Source organism: Streptomyces sp. JLBG701, from assembly GCF_058544905.1.
In genome coordinates, this window is record NZ_CM178588.1 from 1,737,452 (window position 1) to 1,763,237 (window position 25,786).

Annotated in this window: 24 protein-coding genes and 1 pseudogene; 17 read left to right on the forward strand and 8 right to left on the reverse strand. The window is 71.7% G+C overall.

Features of this window, described 5'->3' with window-relative positions; translation table 11 throughout:
- The first annotated feature begins 11 nt into the window (after positions 1 to 11).
- From AC5DRG_RS07960 to mug, 7 genes are all read left to right on the forward strand, one after another.
- Positions 12 to 884 carry an LLM class F420-dependent oxidoreductase gene (locus AC5DRG_RS07960; protein ID WP_491809203.1) on the forward strand — a complete coding sequence of 291 codons (873 nt, stop codon included), beginning with the start codon at positions 12 to 14 and terminating at the stop codon, positions 882 to 884.
- Positions 885 to 951: 67 nt separating this feature from the next.
- Positions 952 to 1,377 carry a GNAT family N-acetyltransferase gene (locus tag AC5DRG_RS07965; protein ID WP_491809205.1) on the forward strand — a complete coding sequence of 142 codons (426 nt, stop codon included), beginning with the start codon at positions 952 to 954 and terminating at the stop codon, positions 1,375 to 1,377.
- Between the two features lie 171 nt (positions 1,378 to 1,548).
- Positions 1,549 to 2,925, forward strand: coding sequence for a hemolysin family protein (locus AC5DRG_RS07970; protein ID WP_491809207.1), 1,377 nt, complete (start codon positions 1,549 to 1,551; stop codon positions 2,923 to 2,925).
- Positions 2,922 to 3,935 carry a hemolysin family protein gene (locus AC5DRG_RS07975; protein ID WP_491809209.1) on the forward strand — a complete coding sequence of 338 codons (1,014 nt, stop codon included), beginning with the start codon at positions 2,922 to 2,924 and terminating at the stop codon, positions 3,933 to 3,935. Before AC5DRG_RS07970 ends, AC5DRG_RS07975 begins: the two co-directional genes overlap by 4 nt.
- Positions 3,936 to 4,002: 67 nt before the next feature.
- Positions 4,003 to 4,785: an SGNH/GDSL hydrolase family protein gene (locus AC5DRG_RS07980; RefSeq protein WP_491809211.1), complete on the forward strand. Its 783-nt coding sequence runs from the start codon at positions 4,003 to 4,005 to the stop codon at positions 4,783 to 4,785.
- A 148-nt stretch (positions 4,786 to 4,933) separates the two neighbouring features.
- Complete coding sequence (gene purB / locus AC5DRG_RS07985) at positions 4,934 to 6,376, forward strand: adenylosuccinate lyase (RefSeq protein WP_491809213.1); 1,443 nt, start codon at positions 4,934 to 4,936, stop codon at positions 6,374 to 6,376.
- The gene (gene mug, locus AC5DRG_RS07990) at positions 6,373 to 6,921 is read left to right on the forward strand and encodes a G/U mismatch-specific DNA glycosylase (protein WP_491812991.1); all 549 of its coding nucleotides are present in this window, start codon (positions 6,373 to 6,375) and stop codon (positions 6,919 to 6,921) included. Before purB ends, mug begins: the two co-directional genes overlap by 4 nt.
- A gap of 11 nt (positions 6,922 to 6,932) precedes the next feature.
- Here mug and AC5DRG_RS07995 read toward each other — a convergent pair whose 3' ends face one another.
- Both AC5DRG_RS07995 and AC5DRG_RS08000 read right to left on the reverse strand, forming a co-directional pair.
- Positions 6,933 to 7,664, reverse strand: coding sequence for an ABC transporter permease (locus AC5DRG_RS07995; protein WP_491809215.1), 732 nt, complete (start codon positions 7,662 to 7,664; stop codon positions 6,933 to 6,935).
- Between the two features lie 2 nt (positions 7,665 to 7,666).
- Complete coding sequence (locus AC5DRG_RS08000; RefSeq protein WP_491809217.1) at positions 7,667 to 8,587, reverse strand: ATP-binding cassette domain-containing protein; 921 nt, start codon at positions 8,585 to 8,587, stop codon at positions 7,667 to 7,669.
- Between the two features lie 107 nt (positions 8,588 to 8,694).
- Here AC5DRG_RS08000 and AC5DRG_RS08005 point away from each other — a divergent pair, with 107 nt between their 5' ends.
- The 3 genes from AC5DRG_RS08005 to AC5DRG_RS08015 all read left to right on the forward strand — a co-directional run bounded on the left by AC5DRG_RS08005 (position 8,695) and on the right by AC5DRG_RS08015 (position 11,800).
- On the forward strand, positions 8,695 to 9,846 hold the full coding sequence (locus AC5DRG_RS08005; RefSeq protein ID WP_491809219.1) for a sensor histidine kinase: 1,152 nt from the start codon (positions 8,695 to 8,697) through the stop codon (positions 9,844 to 9,846).
- 14 nt (positions 9,847 to 9,860) lie between these two features.
- Positions 9,861 to 10,523 (forward strand): response regulator transcription factor, encoded by a 663-nt coding sequence (locus AC5DRG_RS08010; protein WP_491809221.1) that lies wholly within the window; start codon positions 9,861 to 9,863, stop codon positions 10,521 to 10,523.
- A 122-nt stretch (positions 10,524 to 10,645) separates the two neighbouring features.
- A complete protein-coding gene (locus tag AC5DRG_RS08015; protein WP_491809223.1) occupies positions 10,646 to 11,800 on the forward strand; it encodes an ROK family transcriptional regulator in 1,155 nt (384 codons plus the stop codon).
- A 141-nt stretch (positions 11,801 to 11,941) separates the two neighbouring features.
- Here AC5DRG_RS08015 and AC5DRG_RS08020 read toward each other — a convergent pair whose 3' ends face one another.
- A complete protein-coding gene (locus AC5DRG_RS08020) occupies positions 11,942 to 12,703 on the reverse strand; it encodes a GntR family transcriptional regulator (RefSeq protein WP_491809225.1) in 762 nt (253 codons plus the stop codon).
- Positions 12,704 to 12,914: 211 nt separating this feature from the next.
- The gene (locus AC5DRG_RS08025) at positions 12,915 to 13,799 is read right to left on the reverse strand and encodes an RNA polymerase sigma-70 factor (protein ID WP_491809227.1); all 885 of its coding nucleotides are present in this window, start codon (positions 13,797 to 13,799) and stop codon (positions 12,915 to 12,917) included.
- 111 nt (positions 13,800 to 13,910) lie between these two features.
- Here AC5DRG_RS08025 and AC5DRG_RS08030 point away from each other — a divergent pair, with 111 nt between their 5' ends.
- On the forward strand, positions 13,911 to 14,564 hold the full coding sequence (locus AC5DRG_RS08030; protein WP_491809229.1) for an NADPH-dependent F420 reductase: 654 nt from the start codon (positions 13,911 to 13,913) through the stop codon (positions 14,562 to 14,564).
- A gap of 111 nt (positions 14,565 to 14,675) precedes the next feature.
- Positions 14,676 to 15,506: an alpha/beta fold hydrolase gene (locus AC5DRG_RS08035; protein ID WP_491809231.1), complete on the forward strand. Its 831-nt coding sequence runs from the start codon at positions 14,676 to 14,678 to the stop codon at positions 15,504 to 15,506.
- Positions 15,507 to 15,551: 45 nt separating this feature from the next.
- Here AC5DRG_RS08035 and AC5DRG_RS08040 read toward each other — a convergent pair.
- Positions 15,552 to 16,442, reverse strand: a pseudogene (locus AC5DRG_RS08040) (DMT family transporter); the annotation flags it as partial.
- Here AC5DRG_RS08040 and pdxR point away from each other — a divergent pair.
- The 4 genes from pdxR to AC5DRG_RS08060 all read left to right on the forward strand — a co-directional run bounded on the left by pdxR (position 16,433) and on the right by AC5DRG_RS08060 (position 23,181).
- Positions 16,433 to 17,908 (forward strand): MocR-like pyridoxine biosynthesis transcription factor PdxR, encoded by a 1,476-nt coding sequence (pdxR, locus tag AC5DRG_RS08045; RefSeq protein WP_491809233.1) that lies wholly within the window; start codon positions 16,433 to 16,435, stop codon positions 17,906 to 17,908. The pseudogene AC5DRG_RS08040 and the gene pdxR sit on opposite strands and share 10 nt — an antisense overlap.
- Positions 17,909 to 18,072: 164 nt before the next feature.
- The gene (locus tag AC5DRG_RS08050; protein ID WP_491809235.1) at positions 18,073 to 19,659 is read left to right on the forward strand and encodes an alkaline phosphatase D family protein; all 1,587 of its coding nucleotides are present in this window, start codon (positions 18,073 to 18,075) and stop codon (positions 19,657 to 19,659) included.
- 191 nt (positions 19,660 to 19,850) lie between these two features.
- Complete coding sequence (locus tag AC5DRG_RS08055) at positions 19,851 to 21,302, forward strand: GNAT family N-acetyltransferase (protein ID WP_491809237.1); 1,452 nt, start codon at positions 19,851 to 19,853, stop codon at positions 21,300 to 21,302.
- Between the two features lie 187 nt (positions 21,303 to 21,489).
- Complete coding sequence (locus tag AC5DRG_RS08060) at positions 21,490 to 23,181, forward strand: DUF885 domain-containing protein (RefSeq protein ID WP_491809239.1); 1,692 nt, start codon at positions 21,490 to 21,492, stop codon at positions 23,179 to 23,181.
- A gap of 18 nt (positions 23,182 to 23,199) precedes the next feature.
- On the opposite strand, the gene AC5DRG_RS08065 is transcribed toward AC5DRG_RS08060, so the two are convergent.
- The 3 genes from AC5DRG_RS08065 to AC5DRG_RS08075 all read right to left on the reverse strand — a co-directional run bounded on the left by AC5DRG_RS08065 (position 23,200) and on the right by AC5DRG_RS08075 (position 25,212).
- Positions 23,200 to 24,045: an SDR family oxidoreductase gene (locus tag AC5DRG_RS08065; RefSeq protein ID WP_491809241.1), complete on the reverse strand. Its 846-nt coding sequence runs from the start codon at positions 24,043 to 24,045 to the stop codon at positions 23,200 to 23,202.
- 107 nt (positions 24,046 to 24,152) lie between these two features.
- Positions 24,153 to 24,665: an immunity 21 family protein gene (locus AC5DRG_RS08070; RefSeq protein WP_491809243.1), complete on the reverse strand. Its 513-nt coding sequence runs from the start codon at positions 24,663 to 24,665 to the stop codon at positions 24,153 to 24,155.
- A gap of 64 nt (positions 24,666 to 24,729) precedes the next feature.
- Complete coding sequence (locus tag AC5DRG_RS08075; protein WP_491809245.1) at positions 24,730 to 25,212, reverse strand: rhodanese-like domain-containing protein; 483 nt, start codon at positions 25,210 to 25,212, stop codon at positions 24,730 to 24,732.
- A 125-nt stretch (positions 25,213 to 25,337) separates the two neighbouring features.
- On the opposite strand from AC5DRG_RS08075, the gene AC5DRG_RS08080 reads away from it, so the two are divergent.
- Complete coding sequence (locus tag AC5DRG_RS08080; RefSeq protein WP_491809247.1) at positions 25,338 to 25,784, forward strand: Lrp/AsnC family transcriptional regulator; 447 nt, start codon at positions 25,338 to 25,340, stop codon at positions 25,782 to 25,784.
- The last annotated feature ends 2 nt before the right edge of the window (positions 25,785 to 25,786 follow it).

A 25,786-nucleotide genomic window follows, 5' to 3' on the forward strand; every position in this document is an offset into this window, starting at 1 on the left:
GAGGAGAGTTCATGCCGCGTCCGTTCCGCTTCGGCGTCAGCCTGATCACCCCCGCGCCCGCCGAGGAGTGGCGCACCAAGTGCCGCCGGGCCGAGAAACTCGGCTACGACGTGATCCTCGTCCCGGACCATCTCGGCATGGTCGCTCCGTTCCCGGCGCTGGTCGCGGCGGCCGAGGCGACCCAGCGGCCACGGCTCGGCACGTTCGTGCTCAACGCGGGCTTCTGGAACCCGACTCTGCTGGCCCGCGAGGTGGCGACGACCGACGCGCTGACGGGCGGCCGCCTGGAACTGGGGCTCGGCACGGGCTACGTACAGGCGGAGCACGAGGCGGCCGGGCTGCCCTACGGTTCGCCACGCGCGCGTGTGGATCATCTCCAGCGCACGGTCGAGGAGTTGGACCGGCTGCTCGACTCGGCCGACTCCGCGTCCGGGGTTCCGCTGCTCCTCGGCGGTGACGGCGACCGGATGCTGCGCCTGACCGCGGAGCACGCCGACATCGCGGCCTTCACGGGGCTGCGTCTGGTGCCGGGGAGCACGACGGGGCAGCTGGTTCCGATCTCCGCGGCGGAGCTCGACGCGCGCGTGGCGAAGTACCGGCTGCTCGCCGAAAGCCGCAAAGAAGCCGCCGAGTTGAACCTTCTGGTCCAGATGGTGGCCGTCACCGAGGACCGCGGGGAGACGCTCGAACCGCTCGTCGAACGCGTCCCCGGTCTGACGCTGGATCAGGCGCTGGAGCTGCCGACGATCCTGGTCGGTACGCTGGAGCAGATCACCGCGCAGGCGCGGGCGCAGCGCGAGCGGTACGGGTTCTCGTATCTGACCGTCCTGGAGCCGTACATGGAGGAATTCGCTCCGGTGCTCGCGGAATTGCGGGACGAGTGACTGGCAGGCATCCGTCCGCATTCTGGAATTGCCCGTCCCACCCAGACCCGCGTGATGTGATCACCACATGACTGAGCTGCGGATACGGGCCGCCGGCCCCGAGGACCTGGACACCGTGCTGGCCTTCTGGAAGGTGGCCGCCGAGGGCACGAGCATCAGCGACGACCCGGACGGCGTGGCCCGCCTCGTCGACCGCGATCCCGAGGCGCTGATCCTGGCCGAGCGGGGCGGCGAACTGGTCGGCACGGTGATCGCGGGCTTCGACGGGTGGCGCTGCCATCTGTACCGGCTGGCGGTCCACCCCGAGCACCGGCGCCGCGGGATCGGCTCGGAGTTGCTCGCCGCCGCGGAGGAGAGGTTCGTACGGCTCGGCGGGCGGCGCGGGGACGCGATGGTGCTCCAGCGCAACGAGACCGCGCACCACGCGTGGCGGGCGGCGGGGTACACGCCCGAGGAGCACTGGAGGCGCTGGGTCAAGCCGCTCACGGACTAGCCCGCACCCACCCCACGGCTACTTTGCTCTGCCTTTACTATTGGGGAGCCACTCGGTCCTGCAAGAAAGCATGCAAGAAAGGTCGTGAGCGTCCGCCCATGGGCGAGCCTCCCAGTCCGCGACATCGCGCGGTCCCCCTACCCTGTCCGATCATGGGACGGAGGTGACCCGATGACCGAAGTGCTCCTCCTGCTGGTGGCTGTTCTGCTGTCGCTCGCCTGTGGCGCCTTCGTCGCGGCGGAGTTCTCGCTGACGACGGTCGAGCGCAGCGAGCTGGAGCGGGCTGTGGAGCGCGGCGAGCGGGGCGCCGCGGGCGCCCTGAAGGCCGTACGGAACCTCACCTTCCAGCTCTCCGGCGCCCAGCTCGGCATCACCGTGACCAACCTGGTGGTCGGCATGCTCGCCGAGCCGTCGGTCGCCGCACTGATCGCGGGGCCACTGGAGTCGCTCGGGGTCCCGAGTTCCGCGTCGAGTTCCGTCGCGCTGGTCCTGGGCACCGCCCTGTCGACGGTGTTCCTGATGGTCGTGGGCGAGCTGGTGCCGAAGAACTGGGCGATCTCCTCACCGCTGGCCGTGGCCAAGCGGGTGGGCAACGCGCAGCGCTGGTTCAGTGCCGCCTTCCGCCCCTTCATCAGCCACCTCAACAACACGGCGAACCGTGTGGTGCGTCTCTTCGGCCTCGAACCCGCCGAGGAACTGGCCTCCGCGCGCGGCCCGCAGGAACTGGCCGCACTGGCCCGCCACTCCGCCAAGGCGGGCGCCCTGGAGACGGACACCGCCGAGCTGTTCGTGCGGACCCTGAACCTCGCCGACCTCACGGCGGAGAACGTGATGACACCGCGCGTCCGGGTAGTCGCCCTCGCCGTCCAGGCGACCTGCGAGGACGTGGCGAACGCGACGCGCGCGACCGGACTGTCCCGCTTCCCCGTCTACCGCGGCGGCCTCGATTCGGTCGTCGGGATCGCCCACATCAAGGACGTCCTGGCCGTGCCGGCCGACGAACGGCCGCGCAGCTCCGTCGCCCAGGTGATGCGCGAGCCGCTGCTCGTGCCGGAGTCACTGACCGTGGACCGACTCCTGGACCGGATGTCCGGCAAGCGCACGATGGCCGTCGTCATCGACGAGTACGGCGGTACGGCGGGCGTCGCGACGCTGGAGGACATCGTCGAGGAGGTCGTCGGCGAGGTGCGCGACGAGCACGACCCGCACGAGACGCCCGACCTGGCCCCGGCCGGGACGGACGACGCGGGCCGCAGGCTGTTCTCGGCGGACGGCGCGGCCCGCATGGACCGGCTCGCGCGTGTCGGTCTGCGGCCGCCCGAGGGGCCGTACGAGACGCTGGCCGGCCTCGTCGCGACCGAGCTCGGCCGGATCCCCGCGGCCGGCGACACCGTCGAGGTGGCCGGCTGGCGGCTGGAGGTCGTGGACGCGTCGGGTCGCCGGGCCGCCCGAGTTCTGCTGCACGCGACGCTGAACGATGAGCCGGCGTCATCCAGGTCGTTCGACTCACCCGATTCGCCCGATTCTTCGAAGGAGGGTGACAAATGATCGCCGTACAGCTGTTGATCGGTCTGTCGACGCTCGTCGTCAACGCCTTCTTCGTGGGCGCCGAGTTCGCGCTGATCTCCGTGCGCCGCAGCCAGATCGAGCCGCACGCCGAGCAGGGCGACCGGCGGGCCAAGAGCGTGCTGTGGGGTCTGGAGCACGTGTCGGCGCTGATGGCGGCCGCGCAGCTCGGCATCACCCTGTGCACGCTGGTACTGGGTGTGGTCGCGGAGCCTGCGATCGCGCATCTGCTGGAGCCGGTGTTCCACGCGGTGGGCGTGCCGACGAGTGCGGGGCACGCGGTGTCGTTCGTCATCGCGCTGGCCCTGGCGACGTATCTGCACATGCTCCTCGGCGAGATGGTGCCCAAGAACATCGCGCTCGCCGAGCCGGTGCGCAGCGCGCTGCTGCTCGGTCCGCCCCTGGTCACGCTGTCCCGGGCACTGCGGCCCGTGATCTTCGCGATCAACGCATTCGCCAACGGTCTGCTGAAGCTGCTGCGGGTCGAGACGAAGGGCGAGGTCGCGGCGACCTTCTCCGACGCCGAACTCGCCCGGATCGTGCGGGACTCCGGTGAGGCGGGTCTCATCGACGACCGCGCGCGGGAGCGGCTGCACGACGCGCTGGAGCTGGGCCGCCGACGCGTGCGTGACGTCGTGCTTCCGCTGGAACGCGTCGTCTACGCGCGCGTGGGCGTCACTCCGGAGGAGCTGGAGCGGCTGTCGGCCGAGTCCGGGTTCTCGCGCTTCCCCGTGGTGGACGAGGCGCGCCGGATCGTCGGCTATCTGCACGTGAAGGACGCGCTCGACCAGACGCCGCGGGATCTGCCGTTCCAGGTGCGGGAGATGCGGCCCATCGCGCGCGTGAAGGAGAACACACCGCTGGACGACGTCCTCACGGCCATGCGCGGCAGCCGTACGCATCTCGCGGCGGTCCTGGTGGACGACGGGCGGCTGTCGGGGCTGGTGACCATGGAGGACGTGCTGCGGGAGCTCTTCGAGCAGCAGGCCTGACCTCCCGGAAGAGCGTGGAGGGCCGACCTACCGACGGGTACGGCCGCGGGTTAACATCTCTGTCGCCATGCAGACGAACCCCACACACACCAGCCTTGTCGCCGTCGGCGACTCCTTCACCGAGGGCATGTCGGACAAGCTCCCCGACGGCTCCTACCGGGGCTGGGCCGACCTCCTCGCGGCGCGACTGGCCGCCCGCACGCCCGGTTTCCGATACGCGAACCTAGCGGTGCGCGGCAAGCTGATCGGGCAGATCGTCGAGCAGCAGGTGCCCGTCGCGGCCGCCATGCAGCCCGACGTGATCACCCTGGTGGGCGGGCTCAACGACACCCTGCGGCCCAAGTGCGACATGGGCCGGGTGCGCGCGCTCCTGGAGGAGGCCGTCGAGGGGCTGGCCCCCGCGTGCAAGCAGCTCGTGCTGATGCGCAGCCCGGGCCGTCAGGGCCCGGTCCTGGACCGGTTCCGACCGCGCATGGAGGAGCTGTTCACCTGCGTCGAGGACCTCGCCGCACGGCACGGCGCGCTGGTCGTCGATCTGTACGGGGCACCCTCCCTCGGCGACCCGCGCCTGTGGGACGTCGACCGACTGCACCTGACGGCCGAGGGCCACCGACGGGTCGCCGAGGCGGTCTGGCAGACACTCGGCTACGAGTCCCAGGACCCGGAGTGGCGCACACCGATGCCGGCGACCGCACCGCCCGGCTGGGTCACCCGGCGAGTCACGGACGCACGGTTCGCGAAGGAGTACCTCCTCCCGTGGATCGGCCGCCGCCTCACCGGCAGGTCCTCCGGAGACGGCCTCCCGGCGAAGCGGCCCGAGCTGCTGCCGTACGAGGGGCCGGCGACCTAGCGTCTGAAGTCGGCTGCGCTACAGCGCCCCGTCAGGGGCGCGGGGAACTGCGCGACCAGCCCCCACCGGCCCGCAGCAAACGAACCGCCTAACCAGCGGAGCGCCCCGCGGCGCGGGCCCGCACGAATCGCCAGTAGAATCCGTCTACGTGACTTCTGCGCCCGCCAAGCCCCGCATCCCGAACGTCCTCGCCGGACGCTACGCCTCCACCGAGCTCGCCACGCTCTGGTCTCCCGAGCAGAAGGTGAAGCTGGAGCGCCGGCTCTGGCTCGCCGTGCTGCGGGCCCAGAAGGACCTCGGGATCGAGGTGCCGGACGCGGCGATCGCCGACTACGAGCGTGTCCTGGACACCGTCGACCTGGCCTCGATCGCTGAGCGCGAGAAGGTCACCCGGCACGATGTGAAGGCGCGGATCGAGGAGTTCAACGACCTCGCCGGGCACGAGCACGTGCACAAGGGCATGACGTCCCGCGACCTCACGGAGAACGTCGAGCAACTGCAGATCCGGCTCTCGCTGGAGCTGATGCGCGACCGTACGGTGGCCGTCCTGGCGCGTCTGGGCAAGCTGGCCGGTGAGTACGGCGAGCTGGTCATGGCCGGCCGCTCGCACAACGTGGCCGCCCAGGCCACCACCCTCGGCAAGCGCTTCGCGACCGCCGCCGACGAGCTGCTCGTGGCGTACGGCCGGGTCGAGGAGCTGCTCGCCCGCTACCCGCTGCGCGGCATCAAGGGCCCGGTCGGTACGGCGCAGGACATGCTCGACCTGCTCGGCGGGGACGCCGCGAAGCTCGCTCAGCTGGAGCAGCGCATCGCCGACCACCTGGGCTTCTCCACGGCCTTCACCTCCGTCGGCCAGGTCTACCCGCGCTCGCTCGACTACGAGGTCGTCACCGCGCTGGTGCAGCTGGCGGCGGCCCCGTCGTCGCTCGCGAAGACGATCCGGCTGATGGCCGGGCACGAGCTGGTGACCGAGGGCTTCAAGCCCGGGCAGGTCGGCTCCTCGGCGATGCCGCACAAGATGAACACCCGTTCCTGCGAGCGCGTCAACGGCCTGATGGTCATCCTGCGCGGCTACGCGTCGATGACCGGTGAGCTGGCCGGCGACCAGTGGAACGAGGGCGACGTGTCCTGCTCGGTGGTGCGCCGGGTCGCGCTGCCGGACGCGTTCTTCGCCCTGGACGGTCTGCTGGAGACGTTCCTGACCGTCCTCGACGAGTTCGGTGCCTTCCCGGCGGTCGTGGCCCGTGAGCTGGACCGCTACCTGCCGTTCCTCGCCACGACCAAGGTACTGATGGGCGCGGTGCGCGCGGGCGTCGGCCGTGAGGTCGCGCACGAGGCCATCAAGGAGAACGCCGTCGCCTCCGCCCTCGCCATGCGGGAGCAGGGCACCGAGCGCAACGAGCTCCTGGACAAGCTGGCCGCCGACGAGCGCATCCCGCTCGACCGGGCCCAGCTCGACGCGCTGATGGCCGACAAACTGTCCTTCACGGGCGCCGCGGCCGACCAGGTCACCGCCATCGTGGGCCGTATCGACGAGCTCGTGAAGCAGCACCCGGAGGCCGCCGGCTACACCCCGGGAGCGATCCTCTGACCCGCTTCACCCAGGCGGAGCTGGAGGCCGCCCGCGACCGCCTCGTCCCGGACGTGGCCGCGGACGGCCTCCAGGTCCTCTTCTGCGGCATCAACCCCGGCCTGATGACAGCGGCGACGGGCCACCACTTCGCCCGTCCCGGCAACCGCTTCTGGCCGGTCCTGCATATGTCCGGCTTCACGTCGCGGCTGATGAAGCCCTCGGAGCAGGGCGAGTTGCTCTCATACGGCCTCGGCATCACGAACGTCGTGGCGCGGGCGACCGCGCGGGCCGACGAGCTGAGCGCAGAGGAGTACCGCGAGGGCGGGCGGCTGCTGGCCGCGAAGGTGACACGGCTGCGACCGCGGTGGCTGGCCGTGGTGGGCGTCACCGCGTACCGCGCCGCGTTCGAGGACCGCAAGGCCCAGGTGGGCCCGCAGGAGCGGACGATCGGCGACACGCGCGTGTGGGTGCTGCCCAACCCGAGCGGTCTCAACGCGCATTGGACGGCCGCGACGATGGCGCAGGAGTACGGGCGGTTGCGGGAAGCCGCGTCGCGGGAGTAACCACCCTCACGTCACGCGTCCCTGCGTCGCACGCTCCAGGCCCCCGCCAGCAGTGCCGCCGCCGTCCAACCCGCCGTCACCGCAAGCCCCGTCCAGGGCCCGAGGTAGCCGTCCCATGTCTCGTGGAACGCCACTTGGCCCGCCTTGTCCGGCAGGAAGTCCGCGACGCCGCCCGAGACGTCTCCCACCACGAAGGAGACGATCAGGAGGAACGGGATCAGGATGCTGAGCGTCGCGACTCCGCTGCGCAGGAGGGCGGTGAGTCCCGCGGCGAACAGGGCCATCAGCGTGAGGTAGACACCGCAGCCGACGACGCCGCGCAGCCCCTCGCTCCAGGTCAGCCCGTCCGCCTCGGCCCCCAGGACGGCCCGGCCGGTGGCCAGGCTCACTCCACCCGTGACCAGGCCGACGGCCAGGGCGGGTAGGGCGATCGCCACCGACTTGGCCGCGAACCACCGGCCCCGCTGCGGCACCGCGGCCAGTGTGGCGCGCAGGGCTCCGCCCTGGAACTCGGACGAGACGGCCGTCGCGCCGAACGCGATCGCCGCGATCTGCCCGAAGCTGACGCCGAAGAACGCCGAGAACAGCGGGTCGAAGTCCGCGCTGCCGGCGCCGTCGGTATCGAGACCTGCGAGCGCGGAGAACACCACGGTCACGAGAACGACCGCGCACAGCGCGCCGACGAGGGACCGCAGCGTACGGATCTTGATCCACTCGGAGTGGAGAACGGGAGCGAATGCCATGGTCAGGCCTCCTGGGACTGTGCGGTGAACTCGGTTTCGGAAGCGGTCAGATCGAAGTAGGCCTGCTCCAACGTGCCTTCCTCCGCCGCGAGTTCGAGGATCGGTACGCCGGCGGCGGACACCAGGCGGCCGATGTCGTCCACGCGCGCGTGGTGCACGGTCCAATGCCCGTCCTCCTGCTCGACGGCGTCGTGACCGTGGCGTGCCAGCACCTGCTTGAGGGCGGTGGCGTCCGTCGTGCGGATGCGCACACTCGGCCGCACGCGCGCGTGGACGAACTCGCGCATCGGGGTGTCGGCCAGCAGGCGTCCGCGCCCGAGGACCACGAGGTGGTCGGCGAAGGACGCCGTCTCGGTCATGAGATGGCTGGAGACGAGGACCGTACGGCCCTCCCGGGCGAGCCGGCGCAGCAACTCCCGGATCCAGACGATGCCTTCGGGGTCGAGGCCGTTGGACGGCTCGTCGAGCAGGACCACCTCGGGGTCGCCGAGGAGGACGGCGGCGATGCCCAGCCGCTGGCGCATACCGAGGGAGTACGTCTTCACCCGGCGCCCCGCTGCCGAGGCGAGCCCGGTCTCCTCCAGCACCGCGTCGACGCGGCCACGCGGGATGCGGTTGCCGGTCGCGAGGGCGAGGAGATGGTCGCGTCCGGTGCGGGAGCCGTGCGCCGCGTGTGCGTCGAGCAGGGCGCCCACCCGGCGCAGGGGTTCGCGCAGGGTGGCGTAGGGGCGGCCGCCGACCGTGGCGGTGCCGGACGTGGGCCGGTCGAGGCCGAGGACGAGTCGCATGGTGGTGGACTTTCCGGCGCCGTTGGGGCCCAGGAAGCCGGTGACGCGGCCGGGGTGGACGCGGAAGGTGAGGCGGTCCACCGCTCGCCGGGTACCGAACTCCTTGGTGAGGTCTTGGACGTCGATGCTGGTCATGGCAACAGCGTGTCCGGGCACGGGAGTTGGGGCCTCCCCCACGGGTGGAGATCGTCTCCCCCGCCCGGGGGAGGCCCGTTGTCAGTGGCGCCTGTCACGATGTCGGAATGGCCCGCTTCCTGCGCCCGCTGCTCCGGGGGACGACGTACACACGCTTGCTGCACCTGTGGGTGCCGATGCTGATCGAGAGCGTGTGGCTGTTCATCGACATGTCCAAGCCCTGGGTGCCCGCGCTCGTACTGATCCCGGTCGGCCTGATTCCGGCCGTCCGGCGCGGTGAGGGGGTGCAGGCGCGGCTGCTGCTGACGCCGAGCGAGGAGGATCCCGGGATTTCCATGACGCCGTCGGCGACCTGGCGGGACCGGTTCCGTACGGTGCTGTGGCTGGAAGTACGCATGACCCTGGGGGCGTTGACCGCGTTCGGCTGCGTCTGGCTGCCGGGCATCTCCTACGAGCTGGCGGGCACCGCCTTCGACCGTGCGCCCGACATACATGTCCTGGAGGACCTGTCACCGCACGGCGAGTACGCCTTCCTGTTCGTGCTGCCCCTGGTGATGCTGTACGCCCTCGTGGTCGGACTCGGGGAGCTGGCCACCGCCCTCGCACGCCGTCTTCTCGGCCCGTCCACCGCCGAACGGATGGCCGCCCTCGAGGAGCGCACGGATCAGCTCCTGGAGCGCAACCGCATCGCCCGCGAGCTGCACGACTCGATCGGCCACGCGCTGACCGTCGCCGTCGTCCAGGCGGGCGCCGCGCGGACGGCCGGCGACCCCGCCTTCACCGACCGGGCCCTGGACGCGATCGAGGAGACCGGCCGGGCCGCCCTGGAGGAGCTGGACCGGGTGCTGGGCGTGCTGCGCGAGTCGGACCGGCCCGTGAGCAGCCGGCCCACGCTGGTGGACGCCGACCGCCTGCTGGAGTCGGCGCGGGCCTCGGGCGCGAAGGTCGACGCCGAGGTCACCGGGCCCCTGGACACCGTGCCGGGCCCGGTCTCCCGTGAGGGCTACCGCATCCTCCAGGAGTCGCTGACCAATGTGCTGCGGCACGCGGGAGCCGTCCCCGTGCGAGTCCGCATCGCCGTCTCGGACGGCACCCTCGGTCTGGAGGTCCGCAATCCCCTGACCGCCGAGATACCCGGTCCGGGCCGCGGCAGCGGCCTGCGCGGCATACGCGAGCGCGCCGCACTGCTCGGCGGCAGTGCGCGGACCGGCCCCGACCAGGGTGACTGGCAGGTGCATGCGGAACTGCCGCTGCGCTGATCTACGCTGGCCGGATGCCGGTCACCGTTCTCCTCGTCGACGACGAACCCCTCGTACGCGCCGGTCTACGGGCCGTCCTTGAGGCGCAGCCCGACATCGAGGTCGTCGGCGAGGCGGCCGACGGGGCGGCCGTCATCCCGCTGGTGCGGCAGCTGCGGCCCGACGTGGTCGCCATGGACGTACGGATGCCGCTGCTGGACGGCATCGAGGCCACGCGCGCGGTGCTGCGTACGGTCGACGATCCGCCGAAGATCCTCGTGGTGACGACCTTCGAGAACGACGAGTACGTGTACGAGGCACTGCGGGCCGGTGCGGACGGGTTTCTGCTGAAGCGGGCCCGGCCCGCCGAGATCGTGCACGCGGTCCGGCTGGTCGCCGAGGGCGAGTCGCTGCTGTTCCCCGCCTCGGTGCGGCAGCTCGCCGCCGAGTACGCGGACGGCGGCGGGAACCCGGCGGCCCGCACGGTGATGGAGCGGGCCCAGTTGACCGAGCGGGAGGCGGAGGTGCTGCGGCTGATGGCCAGGGGATTGTCGAACGCGGAGATCGCCGGGCAGCTGGTCGTCGGGACGGAGACGGTGAAGTCGCACGTCAGTGCCGTACTGGCCAAGCTGGGGGCGCGGGACCGCACTCAGGCGGTGATCGCGGCGTACGAGTCGGGGTTCGTGGCGCCGGGCTGATCCGGGCGGTGTGAAAGCCCGGACGGACCGGTCGGTAGGTTCGGGGGGCGCCCGGCACTCGCCGGGGTCCGCCGTGACGAGTACGATCCGGCCAACACGCGCACGAGCTGGGAGGACGGACGTTGGGGCAGCTGACGGGCGGGGATCCCTCGCTGCTGCGAAGGATCAACTCCGCGGTGGTGCTGCACGCGCTGCGTGCCACGGACTGCGCCACACTGACGGAGATCACCCGGGTGACCGGGCTGTCCCGCCCGACCGTCGAAGGCGTCGTCGAGGGGCTCATCGAGGCCGGTCTCGTCGTCGAGAAGGCAGCCGAGGAGGGCACCGCCCGGCGTCAGGGGCGGCCGGCGCGGCGGTTCCGGTTCCGGGCCGAGGCCGGGCATCTGCTGGGCCTGGACATCGGGGCGCATCGTGTCGCCGTGCTCCTCGCCGACCTCGACGGCCGGGTGCTGGGCGCCATGGCCAAGGATGTCGACGAGTCGGCTCCGGCGGACGAGCGTCTGGAGCGGCTGCGTACCGCGGTCGCCGAACTGCTGCGCCGGGCCGGTGTCGCGCGCAGTTCCCTGCGGGCGGTGGGGGTCGCCACACCCGGGATCGTCGAGGCGGACGGCACCGTGCGCCTTGGCACCGCGCTGCCGGGGTGGACCGGGCTGCGCCTGGGTGAGCGGCTGAGCCGTTCCTTCAAGTGCCCGGTCCTGGTCGAGAACGACGCCAACGCCGCGGCGGTCGCCGAGCACTGGAAGGGCGCCGCGACCGAGTCCGACGACGTCGTCTTCGTGCTGGCCGGGCTGAGTCCGGGCGCCGGTTCGCTGATCGGCGGGCGGCTGCACCGGGGGTACGGCGGGGCGGCCGGTGAGATCGGCGCGCTGCATCTGCTGGGCCGTGAGGTGACTCCGGAGACGCTGCTGTCGACCACGGACGAGCCGCTGCACCCGCTGGACGAACAGGCGGTCGCCAAGGTCTTCGCCCACGCGCGCGAGGGCGACCAGCGGGCCCGCGCGGCCGTCGACCGCTTCATCCAGCGGCTCGTCCACGACGTGGCCGCGCTCGCCCTGGCCCTCGACCCGGAGCTCGTCGTCATCGGCGGCTGGGCGGCCGGACTCGACGGCGTACTGGAGCCGCTGCGGCGCGAGTTGGCGCGCTACTGCCTGCGCGCGCCGAAGGTGGCCCTGTCGCTTCTCGGCGAGGCCGCCGTGGCGACCGGGGCGCTGCGCCTGGCCCTCGACCATGTGGAGGAGCAGTTGTTCGCGGTCGAGGGCACGGTTACGCGGCGCTAGCTGGGCGGCGCCGGTCGTCTGTCGGGTGCGGCGACGTCGTGGCTGGTCGCGCAGTTCCCCGCGCCCCTTCGGGGCGCACCGCCGATCCCGTCGCGCCCCCGAAGAGTTTCGGGGGCGCGAGGGATGCGGCGTACGCCTGTGTCACGAAGCCCGGCGCTGCGGGCCGTCGTGGATCTCCACTCCGCCCGAGTCGCCGAAGGTCAGCCGGCAGGTGTCCGCGCGGTACGTGGCCACGGAGAGCGCCACGGTGCGGCCCTCGGCGAAGAAACGGGTCGTGACGACGAGGACGGGCGCGCCGGGGAGCCGGTCGAGCTCCTTCGCGTCGTCCGCGCGGGCCGAGCCGAGCTCCACCGCGCGGTCCTGTCCCTCCAGCTCCAGTCGCTGCAGCTCGCGCAGCACGCCACGCGCGCGTGCCGCCGCGGACGGGGCGTCGATGGCGGAGAGTTCGGGCACCGACGACTCGGGGACGTAGATCAGCTCGGCGGCGACCGGCTGGCCATGCGTCATACGGGAGCGGCGCACCGTGTGCACGGGCTCATCGCGGCCGGTCTCCAGGGCGGCGGCGACTGCCGCGGGCGGTGCCGCCACCGTGCAGTCGACGGGCTGCCAGGCGTCCCCCGCCGCGCCCGGCCAGGCGTGCTGCCGCGTGCCGACGTCCACGCCCACGCGCGGCGGGGCGACGGTCGTACCGACACCGCGGCGGCGCTGGAGCCGGCCTTCCAGTTCGAGCTGCTCCAGGGCCTGGCGGAGCGTGGCACGGGCGACGCCGAAACGGGCCGCGAGATCGCGCTCGTTGGGCAGGATCTCGCCCACCGAGAACTCGGAGTCCAGTGCCTCGGTGAGCACGGTCTTCAGATGCCAGTACTTCGGTTCCGGCACCGCTTCCAGCTGCGTGGTCCCCACCCTGTCCTCCGCAATCGCCGGGTCCGGCGGCGTTTTAACGCCCTTGTTTATTAAAGGTTGTTTCACTTATCTGCGACCATAGGACGGCCCCCACCCTTGGTCAAGACCAATCCTCGATCCCTTACGCAACGCACAGGCGTGTTGCCACAGAGCGTTCATGAGGCATTCGCAGCGTTCATGGGGCGTTCGCACCGAGGCGCCGCCGACAGGTCTAGACCGTCGCGAGCGACCGCAGCTTGTCGGGATTGCGCACGATGTAGACGGACTGGATGCGTCCTTTGGAGACGTCCACCTGGAAGACGCTGTCGGGCTTGCCCCCGGACAGGATCAGAATCGCGGGGCCGCCGTTGACCTCCAGGAAACGGAACTCCAGGTCCGGGACGCCCTTCGCCGCGACGCCCACGAGGAAGCGGCCCACGTTGTCGGCCGACTCCAGGACCCGCAGCGGGGCGCGAGTCTTGCCGCCGCTGTCGCCCACCAGGCGGACGTCGGGGGCGAGCATCGCCATGAGGCCGTCGAGGTCGCCCTCGGCCGCCGCGGCGAGGAACCGCTCGGTGAGATCCCGGCGTTGGCTCTGGTCGACCTCGTAGCGCGGGCGCCCCTCCTCGACGTGTTTGCGGGCCCGGCCCGCGAGTTGGCGCACCGCCGGCTCGCCGCGCTCCAGCATGGCGGCGATGTCCGCATACGGGTAGCCGAAGGCCTCCCGAAGGACGAACACCGCGCGCTCCAGCGGCGAGAGCGACTCCAGCACGACGAGCACGGCCAGGGACACGGAGTCGGCGAGCACGGCCTGTTCCGCGGTGTCCGGGACGGTGTCCCCGAAGTCGGTGACGTAGGGCTCGGGAAGCCACGGGCCGACGTACGCCTCGTTGCGCGCCTTGACCTGGCGCAGCCGGTCGATGGCGAGGCGGGTGGTGATGCGCACGAGGTAGCCACGCGGTTCGCGCACCTCGCCGCGGTCGGCACCCGACCAGCGCAGCCAGGCGTCCTGGACCACGTCCTCCGCGTCGGCCACCCGGCCGAGCATGCGGTAGGCCACGCCCATGAGGACGGGCCGGTGTTCTTCGAAGACGTCGGTCAGGGTGTCGGCGCTCACGGCCCCATCCCATCCGACGCGCCCGGCCCTGTCCAGGCGGAATCGGTACTTCCCGGAGCAGAATGACCGACGGGTCGCCGGTGGCCGGCCGCCCGGGCTGTGGAGGTGGCTATGCGGTACGCGGTGCTGGGCACGGGCGAGGTGGGCCGCACCCTGGGCGGCAAGCTGGTGGAACTGGGTCACGAGGTGACCCTCGGTTCCCGTACGAAGGACAATCCGGCCGCTGTGGAGTGGGCGGAGAACGCGGGATCCGCAGCGGGCGCCGGTACGTTCGCGGAGGCGGCCGCGGCCGGTGAGATGGTCGTGAACGCCGTGGGCGGCCGGGTGGCGCTCGCCGCGCTGGAGGCGGCCGGGGCGGTGAACCTCGACGGGAAGGTCATCCTCGACGTGTCCAATCCGCTGGCGTTGGAGGAGGGACAGCTGCGGCTGTCGCCCGTCGAGTCGGACAGCGTGGGCGAGCAGATCCAGCGGGCCTTCCCGCACGCGCGCGTGGTGAAGTCCCTCAACACCGTCAACTCGCGGGTGATGGTGGATCCGGCGCTGGTTCCGGGCGAACACCAGATCTTCGTGTGCGGCGAGGACGCGAGCGCCAAGGAGCAGGTGACGGCCCTGCTCGGCGAGTTCGGCTGGCCGCCGCACCGGGTGCTCGACCTGGGCGGCATCCGCGCGGCACGCGGTGTGGAGATGTTCCTGCCCCTGTGGGTCAGCCTCTTCCAGCACATCGGGCACGGCGAGTTCAACGTGGAGGTGCGCAGGGGGCATTGAGAGCCGTACGGCCATGGGGTCGACGACGACCGGGGGCTACCCGTCGGTAGCAGTTGCTGACAAGCTGTCTACACGCCGTTCGTCAGCGAGCCCCAGTCGAGGAGCACCCCCATGTCCGACACCGTCTCCTTCAAGGTCCCTTCTCCGCACGGCCCACAGACCGTGACCCTCTCCTACGCGCGCGTGGGCACCGGCGAGCCGTTGCTCCTGCTGCACGGCATAGGGCACCACCGGCAGGCCTGGGACCCGGTGGTGGACATCCTCGCGACCGAGCGCGACGTGATCGCCGTGGATCTGCCCGGCTTCGGCGCGTCCCCTTCGCTGCCGGACGGGCTCGCGCACGACCTGGCCACCATGAACGTCGTGATCGGCGGCCTGTGCGAGGCGCTGGAGATCGAACGCCCCCATGTGGCGGGCAACTCGCTGGGCGGCCTGTTCGCCCTGGAGCTCGGCCGCGAGAAGCTCGTACGGTCCGTCACGGCCCTGTCCCCGGCCGGGTTCTGGTCCCAGGCCGAGCGGCGCTACGCCTTCGGTGTCCTGGTCGCGATGCGGCAGCTCGCCCAGCGGATGCCGCTGCCGCTGGTGGAGCGCCTGTCGCGCACGGCGGCCGGCCGCACGGTCCTGACCAGCACCATCTACGCCCGTCCGGGCCGCCGTTCACCCGAGGCCGTGGTCGCCGAGACGCTCGCGCTGGCGAATGCCACGGGCTTCGCCGAGACCCTCCGGGCCGGCGGTTCCGTCCAGTTCACCGACGACGTCCCCGGCGTTCCGGTCACCGTGGGCTGGGGCACCAAGGACCGGCTGCTGATCCGCCGGCAGGGCATCCGCGCCAAGCGGATCATTCCCCGGGCGCGTCTCGTACGGCTGCCCGGCTGCGGGCACGTCCCGATGAACGACGACCCGGCGCTCGTCGCGCGCGTCATCCTCGACGGCAGCCGCTGACCGACGTCGCATCGAGGCCAACGCACCGGATCCCAGGGCGACTCCCGCGCCGACGAGGGCACTGCCCAGGGCCTGCGCGGCCCCGTAGGAGCCCGTTCCGACGAGCGGCGCGGTGCAGGCGGCCGCGACCGGGATCAGGCCGGAGAACAGCGTGGCGCGCTCGGCGCCGAGGCGCTGCATCGCCATGTACCAGCACAGGAATCCCACGACCGTGACGACCGCCCCCTGCCACAGCAACGCGGCCGCCTCCGTGGCGTCGGGGCGCCGCAGCCACGCGGTGCCGTCGAGGAGCAGTCCGGCCGCCAGGGACTCCACCGCGGCGACGCCGCACACCGTGGCGGACAGCAGGCGGGGACCCAGCGGGCGCAGCACCGGCACGGCGAGGACCGCGAAGCCGACCTCGCCGGCCAGCGCGCACGCGGAGAAGGCGATTCCGACGCCGTCCGTGCGACCCCAGCCCTGCACCGTGAACGCGCCGACTGCGACGAGCAACGCCCCGTAAAGCACGGCGCGTTGGGGGCGGCGCCCGTCCGCGAGGGGCACGATGACGGCCACGACGACCGGTGCGCAGCCCACGAAGACGCCGGGGACCGCCGGTTCGGCGCTGCGTTCGGCGGCGATGACGGCCAGGTTGAAGCCGACCATGCCGACGCCCGCGAGCAGCGCGAGGCGGGCCCAGTGGCGGGGTGTGAGCGCCCGTAGGCGGGCCGTGGCGCCACCGCCGACCAGCGGGAGGAGGAGCAGACAGGCCAGGCCGTAGCGGAGGAACTGGCCTCCCGCGTACGGGTAGTCGCCCAGCACGCTGTTGGCCGTGAAGGAGCCTCCGACGAGGACACCGGCGAGGGCGGCGAGCAGGGCTCCGCGGGTGGTGGAGTTCATGGCAGCGACGCTAGGAAGCGGAGCGGTCCGGATTAAGGTCCACTCCCATGACGTCATCGGGGACCAATCCGGGCGGGACGGCGGCCGAGACCGGTCCGAACGGGTCTGCCGGTTCCACCCTTTCCACCGGTTCCGCCGCCTGGGAGCTCCTCCTCCCCGCCGCCTCGGCGCCCGCACGCGCGCGTGGGCGTTCGCTCCAGGCCGCGCTGCGCGAAGCGGTCCGGTCGGGACGGCTCGCGCCGGGGACGCGGCTGCCGTCGAGCCGGGACCTGGCCGCCGACCTCGGGGTGTCGCGCGGTCTGGTCACGGAGGCGTACGAGCAGTTGACGGCGGAGGGCTATCTGCGCAGCGGGCGGGGCGCGGGGACCTGGGTGGGCGGCGCCGCGCGGGCCGCCCACCCACGCGCGCGTGACCTCGCCCCGCGCTCCCCCGGCGCCCGGGTGGACTTCGTGCCCGGCACGCCGGACCTGTCGCTGTTCCCGCGTGCCGCCTGGGCCGCGGCGCACCGTGGCGTGCTGGCGGAACTCCCGCACCACGACCTCGGCTACCCGGATCCGCGCGGGCTCCCCCGACTGCGCACGGCTCTCGCGGAACTGCTCGCCCGCCGCCGGGGCGTGGTCGCGGACCCGGAACGGATCGTGGTCGTCTCCGGAGTGGCACAGGCGACGACCCTGCTCGGACACGTGCTCCACGCTCGCGGGACACGCACCGTCGGCGTCGAGGACCCGGGCAGCCCGCAGCACGACGCCCTCTACGCCTCGGCCGGCATCAGGACCGTACCCCTGCCGCTGGACGACGAGGGTCTCGCCCTCGGCCCGTTGCGGACGTCCGGAGTACAGGCCCTGGTGACGACGCCCGCCCACCAGTTCCCCACCGGAATCGCGTACTCCGCGCGGCGTCGCGCCGAACTGCTCGACTGGGCGCGGTCGGTGGACGGGCTCGTCTTCGAGGACGACTACGACGGTGACTTCCGCTATGACAGGGCGCCCGTGGGCGCACTCCAGGGGCTCGATCCGGAACACGTCGTCTACGCGGGCTCGGTCAGCAAGTCCCTGGCCCCCGGGCTGCGGCTCGGCTGGCTGCTCGTGCCCGAGGCGTTCGCCGAGGAGGTCGTCGAGCGCAAGCGGACCATGGATCTGGGCCATCCCACGCTCGACCAGGCGCTGTTCGCCCGGTTCCTGGAACGGGGCGACTACGACCGGCAGTTGCGCCGTTGTCAGCGCGCGTACCGCGAGCGGCGCGACGCTCTCGTCGCAGCCCTGGACGAGCACTTTCCCGGCGCGGAGGTGTCCGGGATCGCCGCCGGTCTGCACGTCATCGCCACGCTGCCCGGGCGGTACGGGCCACCGGAGCGCCTGCTCCGGCGCCTGGCCGAAGCCGGTGTCGCGGTGCGCCCGCTGACGGACTACGCACACGCGCGTGGCGACGACGAGGCTGTGCGGCTGGTCCTGGGGTACGCGCATCTGCCGCCGGCGCGGATCCGTGCAGGCGTACGGCTGATGGCGGAGGCCGCCGCGGTGTGACCACGGGGTGGCCGACTCCTTACGCACACCGGGCTTGCGGGTTCACACATCTGTTCCCTTGCCGCCACGGCCAGTTGTTCACTTGCGGTTTCCGTCTGCGCTGCGGCGCACGAGTAGTTGTGGCACTGCAACACCGGCCGAAACCCGTCCCTGGAGGCCCACCCATGTCACACCGTCCCTTCCCCGGCCGCCGCAGTGTCCTGCGCGGCTCCCTGGTCGCGTCGGCGGCCCTGACGCTGCCGGCCGCGGTCGGTACGGCACCGGCATTCGCCCTGTCCGGGCGCCCCAAGGCGGGCTGGGGTGTGCAGACGGGGGACGTGACCTCCGACTCCGGTCTGGTGTGGGTACGGTCCGACCGGCCGGCCCGGATGATCGTGGAGACGTCGGCGACCGAGTCGTTCCGCAACCCGCGCAGATGGCACGGCCCGCTGCTCGGCGCGGACACGGACTTCACCGGCACGACGCGGCTGCGCGGGCTGCCCTCCGGTGAGCAGATCCACTACCGCGTGCTGCTCGCCGACCCGGACGACCCGCGCCGCACCGGCGAGCCCGTCAACGGCACCTTCCGCACGGTGTCGCCGCGCCGGCGCGAGGGCGTGCGGTTCCTGTGGTCGGGCGATCTGGCCGGCCAGGGCTGGGGCATCAACCCGGACCTCGGCGGCTACCGGATCTACGACGCGATGGCGAAGCTCGACCCGGACTTCTTCATCTGCAGCGGCGACAACATCTACGCGGACGGCCCGATCGCCGCGACCGCAGCCCTCCCCGACGGCAGCACCTGGCGGAACATCACCACAGAGGAGAAGGCCAAGGTCGCCGAGACCCTGGCCGAGTTCCGCGGCAACTTCCGTTACAACCTGCTCGACGAGAACCTGAAGCGCTTCAACGCCCAGGTGCCGTCGATCATCCAGTGGGACGACCACGAGGTGCGCAACAACTGGTACCCGGGCGAGGTGATCGCCGACACGGACACGCGCTACACGGAGAAGAGCGTGGATGTGCTGGTGGGACGCGCCCGCCGCGCGTTCAGCGAGTACTTCCCGATCTCGACGCTGCGGCCCGGCGAGCGCGAGGGCCGCGTGCACCGGGTGCTGCGGCAGGGGCCGCTGCTCGACGTGTTCGTGCTGGACATGCGGACCTACCGCAACGCCAACTCGCCCGACGACCAGACCGTGGACCCGCAGGGCATCCTCGGCGCCGAGCAACTCGAATGGCTGAAGCGGGAGTTGTCGCGGTCGCGTGCGGTGTGGAAGGTGATCGCCGCCGACATGCCGCTCGGCCTGGTCGTACCGGACGCCACCGAGGGCAAGGCGAACATCGAGGCCGTGGCCCAGGGCGACCCGGGCGCGCCGCTCGGACGTGAGCTGCAGATCGCCGAACTGCTGCGGTACATCAAGCATCAGCGGATCACCGGCACGGTGTGGCTGACCGCCGACGTGCACTACACGTCGGCCCAGCACTACCAGCCGTCGCGGGCGGCCTTCACCGACTTCGAGCCGTTCTGGGAGTTCGTGTCGGGTCCGCTCAACGCAGGTGGCTTCCCTGCCAACACGCTGGACAACACGTTCGGCCCGGAGCGCGTCTTCCTGAAGGCCCCGACCACGGCGAACGTCTCGCCGGCCGGCGGCTACCAGTTCTTCGGCGAGGTCGACATCGACGGCGGCAGCGGGGAGTTGACGGTGCGTCTGCGCGAGCAGGACGGCACCGTGCTGTTCACGCAGGTGCTGCAGCCGGGACGGGTCGGCCAGTAATTCCCGTACCCTCGGGTATGTGTGCCGCGCACCGGCGTCATCCCCCGGTGCGCGGCTCGCGTGCGTTCTACGCCCGCAACACAGCCGTAATAAAAAGTGCAAAAGGTGCAGACCAACACTTTACCGTTCAGTCACAGAGCGTTCGTGATCACGCAACACCCTTCCTTCACAGTGGCTGCATGAGTCGAGACATGTCTGATGTGACGCGCGCCAAGAACGGGCGTCCTGTGCACCACTGGCGGCGCGATGTCGTCGAACTCGCCGCGCTCTTCACCGCGGTCGCGGTGGCGGACGTCGTGGCGAACCTAGTCGGGCACGGCCCCGACGGCCCAGCCCTCCTCGCGATCTCGGCGGCCGCCCTGATCGCCACGGCCGGATTCCACACATGGTGGGCACGCCGCCACGGTCATGCCCCGCCGGTGGACGACACCCATACCGATACCGATACCGATACCGATACCGGTGCCCGGTCGCTCGCCCCCGGGCGGCAGACCGGGCCGACCGGACAGACGTCGCCGGAAGCCGTGACCGGGGCGAGCGTGCTGTGGCGGATGCGTACGACGGTCAAGGACGAGCCCGGTTCGCTGGCGGTGCTCTGCACAGCGCTCGCCGCACGCCAGGTCGACATCCTGAGCCTCCAGACGCATCCGCTGGCCGAGGGCACGGTGGACGAGTTCCTGCTGCGGGCCCCCGACGAGCTCTCGGCGTCCGAGATCACCCGCGAGGTCTCCCTGGCCGGCGGCGCCAGCACCTGGATCGAGCGGGCCGACGCCCACGATCTGGTGGACGCCCCGACCCGGGTCCTCGGCCTCGCCACCCGTACCGCGCTGGACGCGGCGGAACTGCCGCTCGCACTGCGGCAGTTGCTGGGACGGTGCACCATCCGGTCGCTGCCCGCCGCGCCGAACAGCGGGGGCCGCGCGCCGGAGGGCGTGCCGGTCGAGGGGGCTCTTGAGGACACCGTGATGCGACTGCGAGCGCCGGAAGGCGGAGTGATCACCGTGGAGCGGCCGTATCTGCCGTTCACCCCGACCGAGTTCGCGCGGGCGCGGGCCCTGGTGGAACTGGACGCCCGGCTCGGTCCGCGCGTCCCCCGCAGCCAGGACGTGCTGACGCTGCCCGAGGGCAACGCCATCACCGTGCGCCGCGCCGACACGGACGATGTGGAGGCCGCTACGGCGATGCACGAGCGGTGCTCACAGCGGACGCTCGCGATGCGGTACCACGGGCCGGTCGGGGACGCCGACCGCTACCTCAACCACCTGCTCAGTCCGCGCTTCGGCCGCACCCTGGCCGTGCAGACGGCCTCCGGGCGCATCGTGGGGCTCGGCCACCTCCTGTGGGACGGGGACGAGACCGAGGTCGCGCTGATCGTCGAGGACGACTGGCAGCGGCGGGGTATCGGCAGCGAGTTGCTCCGCAGGTTGGTGGGGATGGCGGTGTCGGCGGGGTGCGAGAGTGTGTACGCCGTGACTCAGTCGTCCAACACCGGGATGGTCGCGGCGATGCGGGGGCTTGGGCTTCCCCTCGACTATCAGATCGAGGAGGGGACCCTCGTGATCACTGCGCGTCTGGAGAGCGTCGTAGGGGGCGGAGAGCGGTTCTCGACTGCGGGTGAGATTGGGGCGTCCGGAGCGCAGTAGGGGCTTGGGCCGTAGGGGACTGCGGGTCCGTTGTGGCTGGTCTCGCAGTTCCCCGCGCCCCTGGGCGGGGTCACGCTCAGCGCGCTATTTGGATCCGTCCATTTATCCTCTGCCGCCTGCCACGCTCACAGCTGAATCCGGATATCCCGGGTGACGGGGGCATCATCCCCGTATGAGGATGGTTTCCATGTCAGAGACCATCAGCCCGCTGCCCAGGCAGGTCGCCGACGCCTACGTCGACGACCTCATCGCCCTCGACCCGGTCACCGGTACGTATCTCGGCGTGAAGGAGAGTTACCGCCGCCTGCCCGACACCTCACCCGCGGGGCAGGAGGCGCTCGCGGAGTTGGCGCGGGTGACGCTCGCGAAGCTCGACGAGGCCGAGCGGCAGCCCGGCGCGGACAGTGACATCGAACGCCGCTGCGGGCGCCTGCTGCGCGAGCGCCTCACCGCGGAACTCGCTGTGCACGACGCCGACGAGGGCCTGCGGGCCGTCGGCAACATGGCCACGCCCGCACACTCGGTGCGCGAGGTCTTCACCGTGACCCCGACGGGGACGGACGAGGACTGGGCCGCGATCGCCGAGCGGCTGCGCGCCGTACCGACCGCGCTGGCCGGCTACCGCGAGTCCCTCGCGCTGGGCCTGGAACGCAAGCTGTACGCGGGCCCACGCCCCACCGCCACGTTCATCGAGCAGCTGGGCGAGTGGTCGGACACGGATGGCAACGGTGTCGGCTGGTTCGAGGACTTCGCCTCGGCGGGCCCGGACACGCTGCGCACCGAGCTGGACGAGGCCGCCCGCGCGGCGACCGCGGCCGTCGTGGAGCTGCGCGACTGGATGCGCGACGTGTACGCGCCCGCCATCGAGGGCGCCCCGAACACGGTGGGCCGCGAGCGGTACGCCCGCTGGTCGCGCTACTTCAACGGTACGGATCTGGATCTGGACGAGGCGTACGCGTACGGCTGGTCCGAGTACCACCGGCTGCTCGGCGAGATGAAGCAGGAGGCGGAGAAGATCCTGCCCGGCGCCGCGACCCCGTGGGTGGCGCTCGAGTACCTCGACGAGCACGGCACGCACATCGAGGGCGTCGACGAGGTCCGCGACTGGCTTCAGGGTCTGATGAGCGAGGCGATCGAGAAGCTGGACGGCACGCACTTCGAACTCGCCGAGCGGGTCCGGAAGGTGGAGTCGTGCATCGCACCTCCGGGCGGTGCGGCGGCGCCGTACTACACACCGCCGTCGGAGGACTTCTCCCGCCCGGGCCGCACCTGGCTGCCGACCATGGGCCAGACCCGGTTCCCGGTCTACGACCTCGTCTCGACCTGGTACCACGAGGGCGTCCCCGGCCATCACCTCCAACTCGCCCAGTGGACCCATGTCGCCGGGAACCTCTCCCGCTACCAGGCCACCGTCGGCGGGGTCAGCGCCAACGCCGAGGGCTGGGCGCTGTACGCGGAACGGCTGATGGACGAGCTGGGCTTCCTCACGGACGCGGAGCAGCGGCTCGGCTACCTCGACGCGCAGATGATGCGGGCCGCGCGCGTCATCGTCGACATCGGCATGCACCTGGAGCTGGAGATCCCCGCCGACTCCCCCTTCCACCCCGGCGAGCGCTGGACGCCCGAGCTGGCCCAGGAGTTCTTCGGCGCGCACAGCAGCCGCCCGGCGGACTTCGTGGAGAGCGAACTCACCCGCTATCTGACGATCCCCGGCCAGGCGATCGGCTACAAGCTGGGCGAACGGGCCTGGCTCCTTGGCCGCGAGAACGCGCGCGAGCGGCACGGCGACGCCTTCGACCTCAAGGCCTGGCACATGGCGGCCCTGTCACAGGGGTCCCTGGGCCTGGACGACCTGGTGGACGAGCTGTCGCAGCTCTGAGACGCCTTCAGGTCGACTTCAACGCCGGAATCCGCCCTCCGAGTTGATCACCTGACCGGTGACCCAGCCCGCCTCGTCAGTCGCCAGCCACGCGATGAGGCGGGCCGGGTCGTCCGGTGTGCCCCAGCGGCCGGCGGGGAAGCGTGCGGCGACGGCGGCGTGGATGTCGCCGGTCGCGTAACCCGTGTCCACGGGGCCTGGGTTGACGGTATTCACGGTGATCGCCTGTTCGGCGAGCGTGGTCGACAGGGAGCGGGTGATCGAAGCGAGGGCGCCTTTCTGAAGGGCGTAGGCGAGCTCGCCCGGCATGCCTCCCGCGATGTCCTGGCCGGAGGTCATCATCACGACGCGGCCGCCGGCGGTGCGCGTCGGAAGTGCGGTGCGCAGCCGGGCGTAGGCCTGGACGAGGAGCAGCACCGAGCGCGTGTCGACGGCCCAGTGCGCGTCGAGCATCGCGGCGTCGATGGTGTCGAGGGTGCCGTCGGAGCCGCTGAGGGCGTGATTGGCGACGAGGATGTCCAGCCGCCCGCCGAGGGCCGACGCGGCCGTGGCGACCAGTTCGGCCGGAGCGCCGGCATCCGTGAGATCACCGGGCCCACCGACCACCCGCGCCTCAGGATCGCCGAGTGCCACGCGCACGGAGGCGATCACGTCCTCGGGCCGGTCGGCGCCCCAGGGCATGGCTGCGTCGTGCGGCACGTGATGGTGCAGATAGACGCTCGCCCCGTACGCCGCGAGCCGCCGGGCCACTGCATGGCCGATACCGGCACGCCGGCTGGCCCCCGTCACGAGGGCGGTACGGCCGCGCAGGGGGAGGGGGGCGCGCCGGAGGTCTTCGGGGGCGGCGTACGGGAGTTGGGACATCACTGACCATGATGGTGATCGCGCGCCCGCGGCGCAGGTGAATTTCGCGCGGCGAACAGGGGGGCGGTGCGAGATCGGTGCGAGGTCAGCGCCGGGTCGACTCCGGGTCAGTGGGGAAGCCGCCGCAGTTGTACCAGCCCCAGCCAGGTCTCCGGGCCGGGCTGTACCTGGGCGGCGCGGACCGCGTACGGGCCCGGCTCCAGGGGGACCCGTAGGTGCTCCGTCCTGCCCGTCTCGCTTCCCGGCCAGGCGGAGTCGAACAGGAGGACCGGTCCCGGGACGTTCCAGCGGACCTCGTCCTGCCAGTCCGCGGTGGCGAGGGCCGCCGGGACGCCGGCCAGCAGTTCGTCCTCGGTTTCCGCGGCACACCAGCGTACGAAGGTGCCGTGGTCCGGCAGGTAGGAGGTGGAGGCGGGTTCGTCGCCGAAGACGAGGGCGGCGCTGTCACCGACGGGCACCAGCCCGACGTAGCCGTCTACCTCGCACGCCCGGTCGTAGTCCGAGGCCATCTCGTCACCGTCGGCCCCCGCCCAGAACGGCAGCACCGTCTCCGGTACCGCTATGAGCGGGCCGCCGCCCGATTCCACCCATTCCGTCGCGCCTGGATCCGCGTATCGCATGCGCAGAATTTACACTCACAGCGGCCTCATAAATTAACCGCCCACCAACCCTCCACCTACGACGTCAGCAGCCGCAGTCCGCCGCGTCCACCGGTGCCGTCAGCGGGTCGGCGGTGCGGCGCTCTCGGCCCTCCCAAGTCTCGAACTCGAAGCCCTCGCGCGCCCAGTACTCGAAGCCGCCGAGCATCTCCTTGACCTGGTAGCCGAGTTGAGCGAGGGCGAGCGCGGCCCGGGTCGCACCGTTGCAGCCGGGGCCCCAGCAGTACGTCACCACGGGCACCGACTTGTCGAGGAGTTGCTCGGCCTGCTCGGGGATGAGCGCGGTCGGCAGATGGATCGCTCCGGGGACGTGGCCCTGGTCCCAGGACTCGGTGGAACGCGAGTCGAGGACGACGAAGCCGGGGTCGCCGCCTGCCGCGAGCGCGGCGGCCACATCGGACACGTCGGCGTGGAAGGCGAGGCTCGCGCCGAAGTAGGCGACGGCTGCCGCCGGGGAGGCAGAGGCGACGCGCAGGACGGGGTTGACGGCGGTGGTGGTGCTGCTCATTGTCTGGCCTTTCGCCTACGTTTTCGCTACGGCCAGAAATCTACGGCCGGTGATCCGCCCCTTTGAAGGGGCGATCCCCGGTGCCGACCTTGCTCAGCCGAGGATTCCCCTGCTATTCCTCGGGCATGACCGCGTATTCCCCGGACGCCACCGACTGGCGCATCCTCGATGTCCTCCAGCGGGAGGGCCGGGCCAGTTTCGCCGAGCTGGCACGTGCCGTCTCCATGTCCGCGAGCGCGGTCACCGAGCGCGTGCGCAGGCTGGAGGAGGCGGGCGTCATCCAGGGGTACGCGGCGGTCGTGGACCCGGACCGGCTGGGCCTGCCGATCCTCGCCTTCGTGCGGCTGCGCTATCCGAACGGCAACTACAAGCCTTTCCACGACCTGGTCGCCGCGACGCCGGAGATCCTGGAGGCGCACCATGTGACGGGCGACGACTGCTTCGTCATCAAGGTCGCCGCGCGCTCGATGCGCCATCTGGAAGAGGTGTCCGGCAAGATCGGCACCCTGGGCTCGGTGACGACGAGCGTCGTCTACTCCTCACCACTCCCCCGCCGCCCGCTGGGCCACTGACC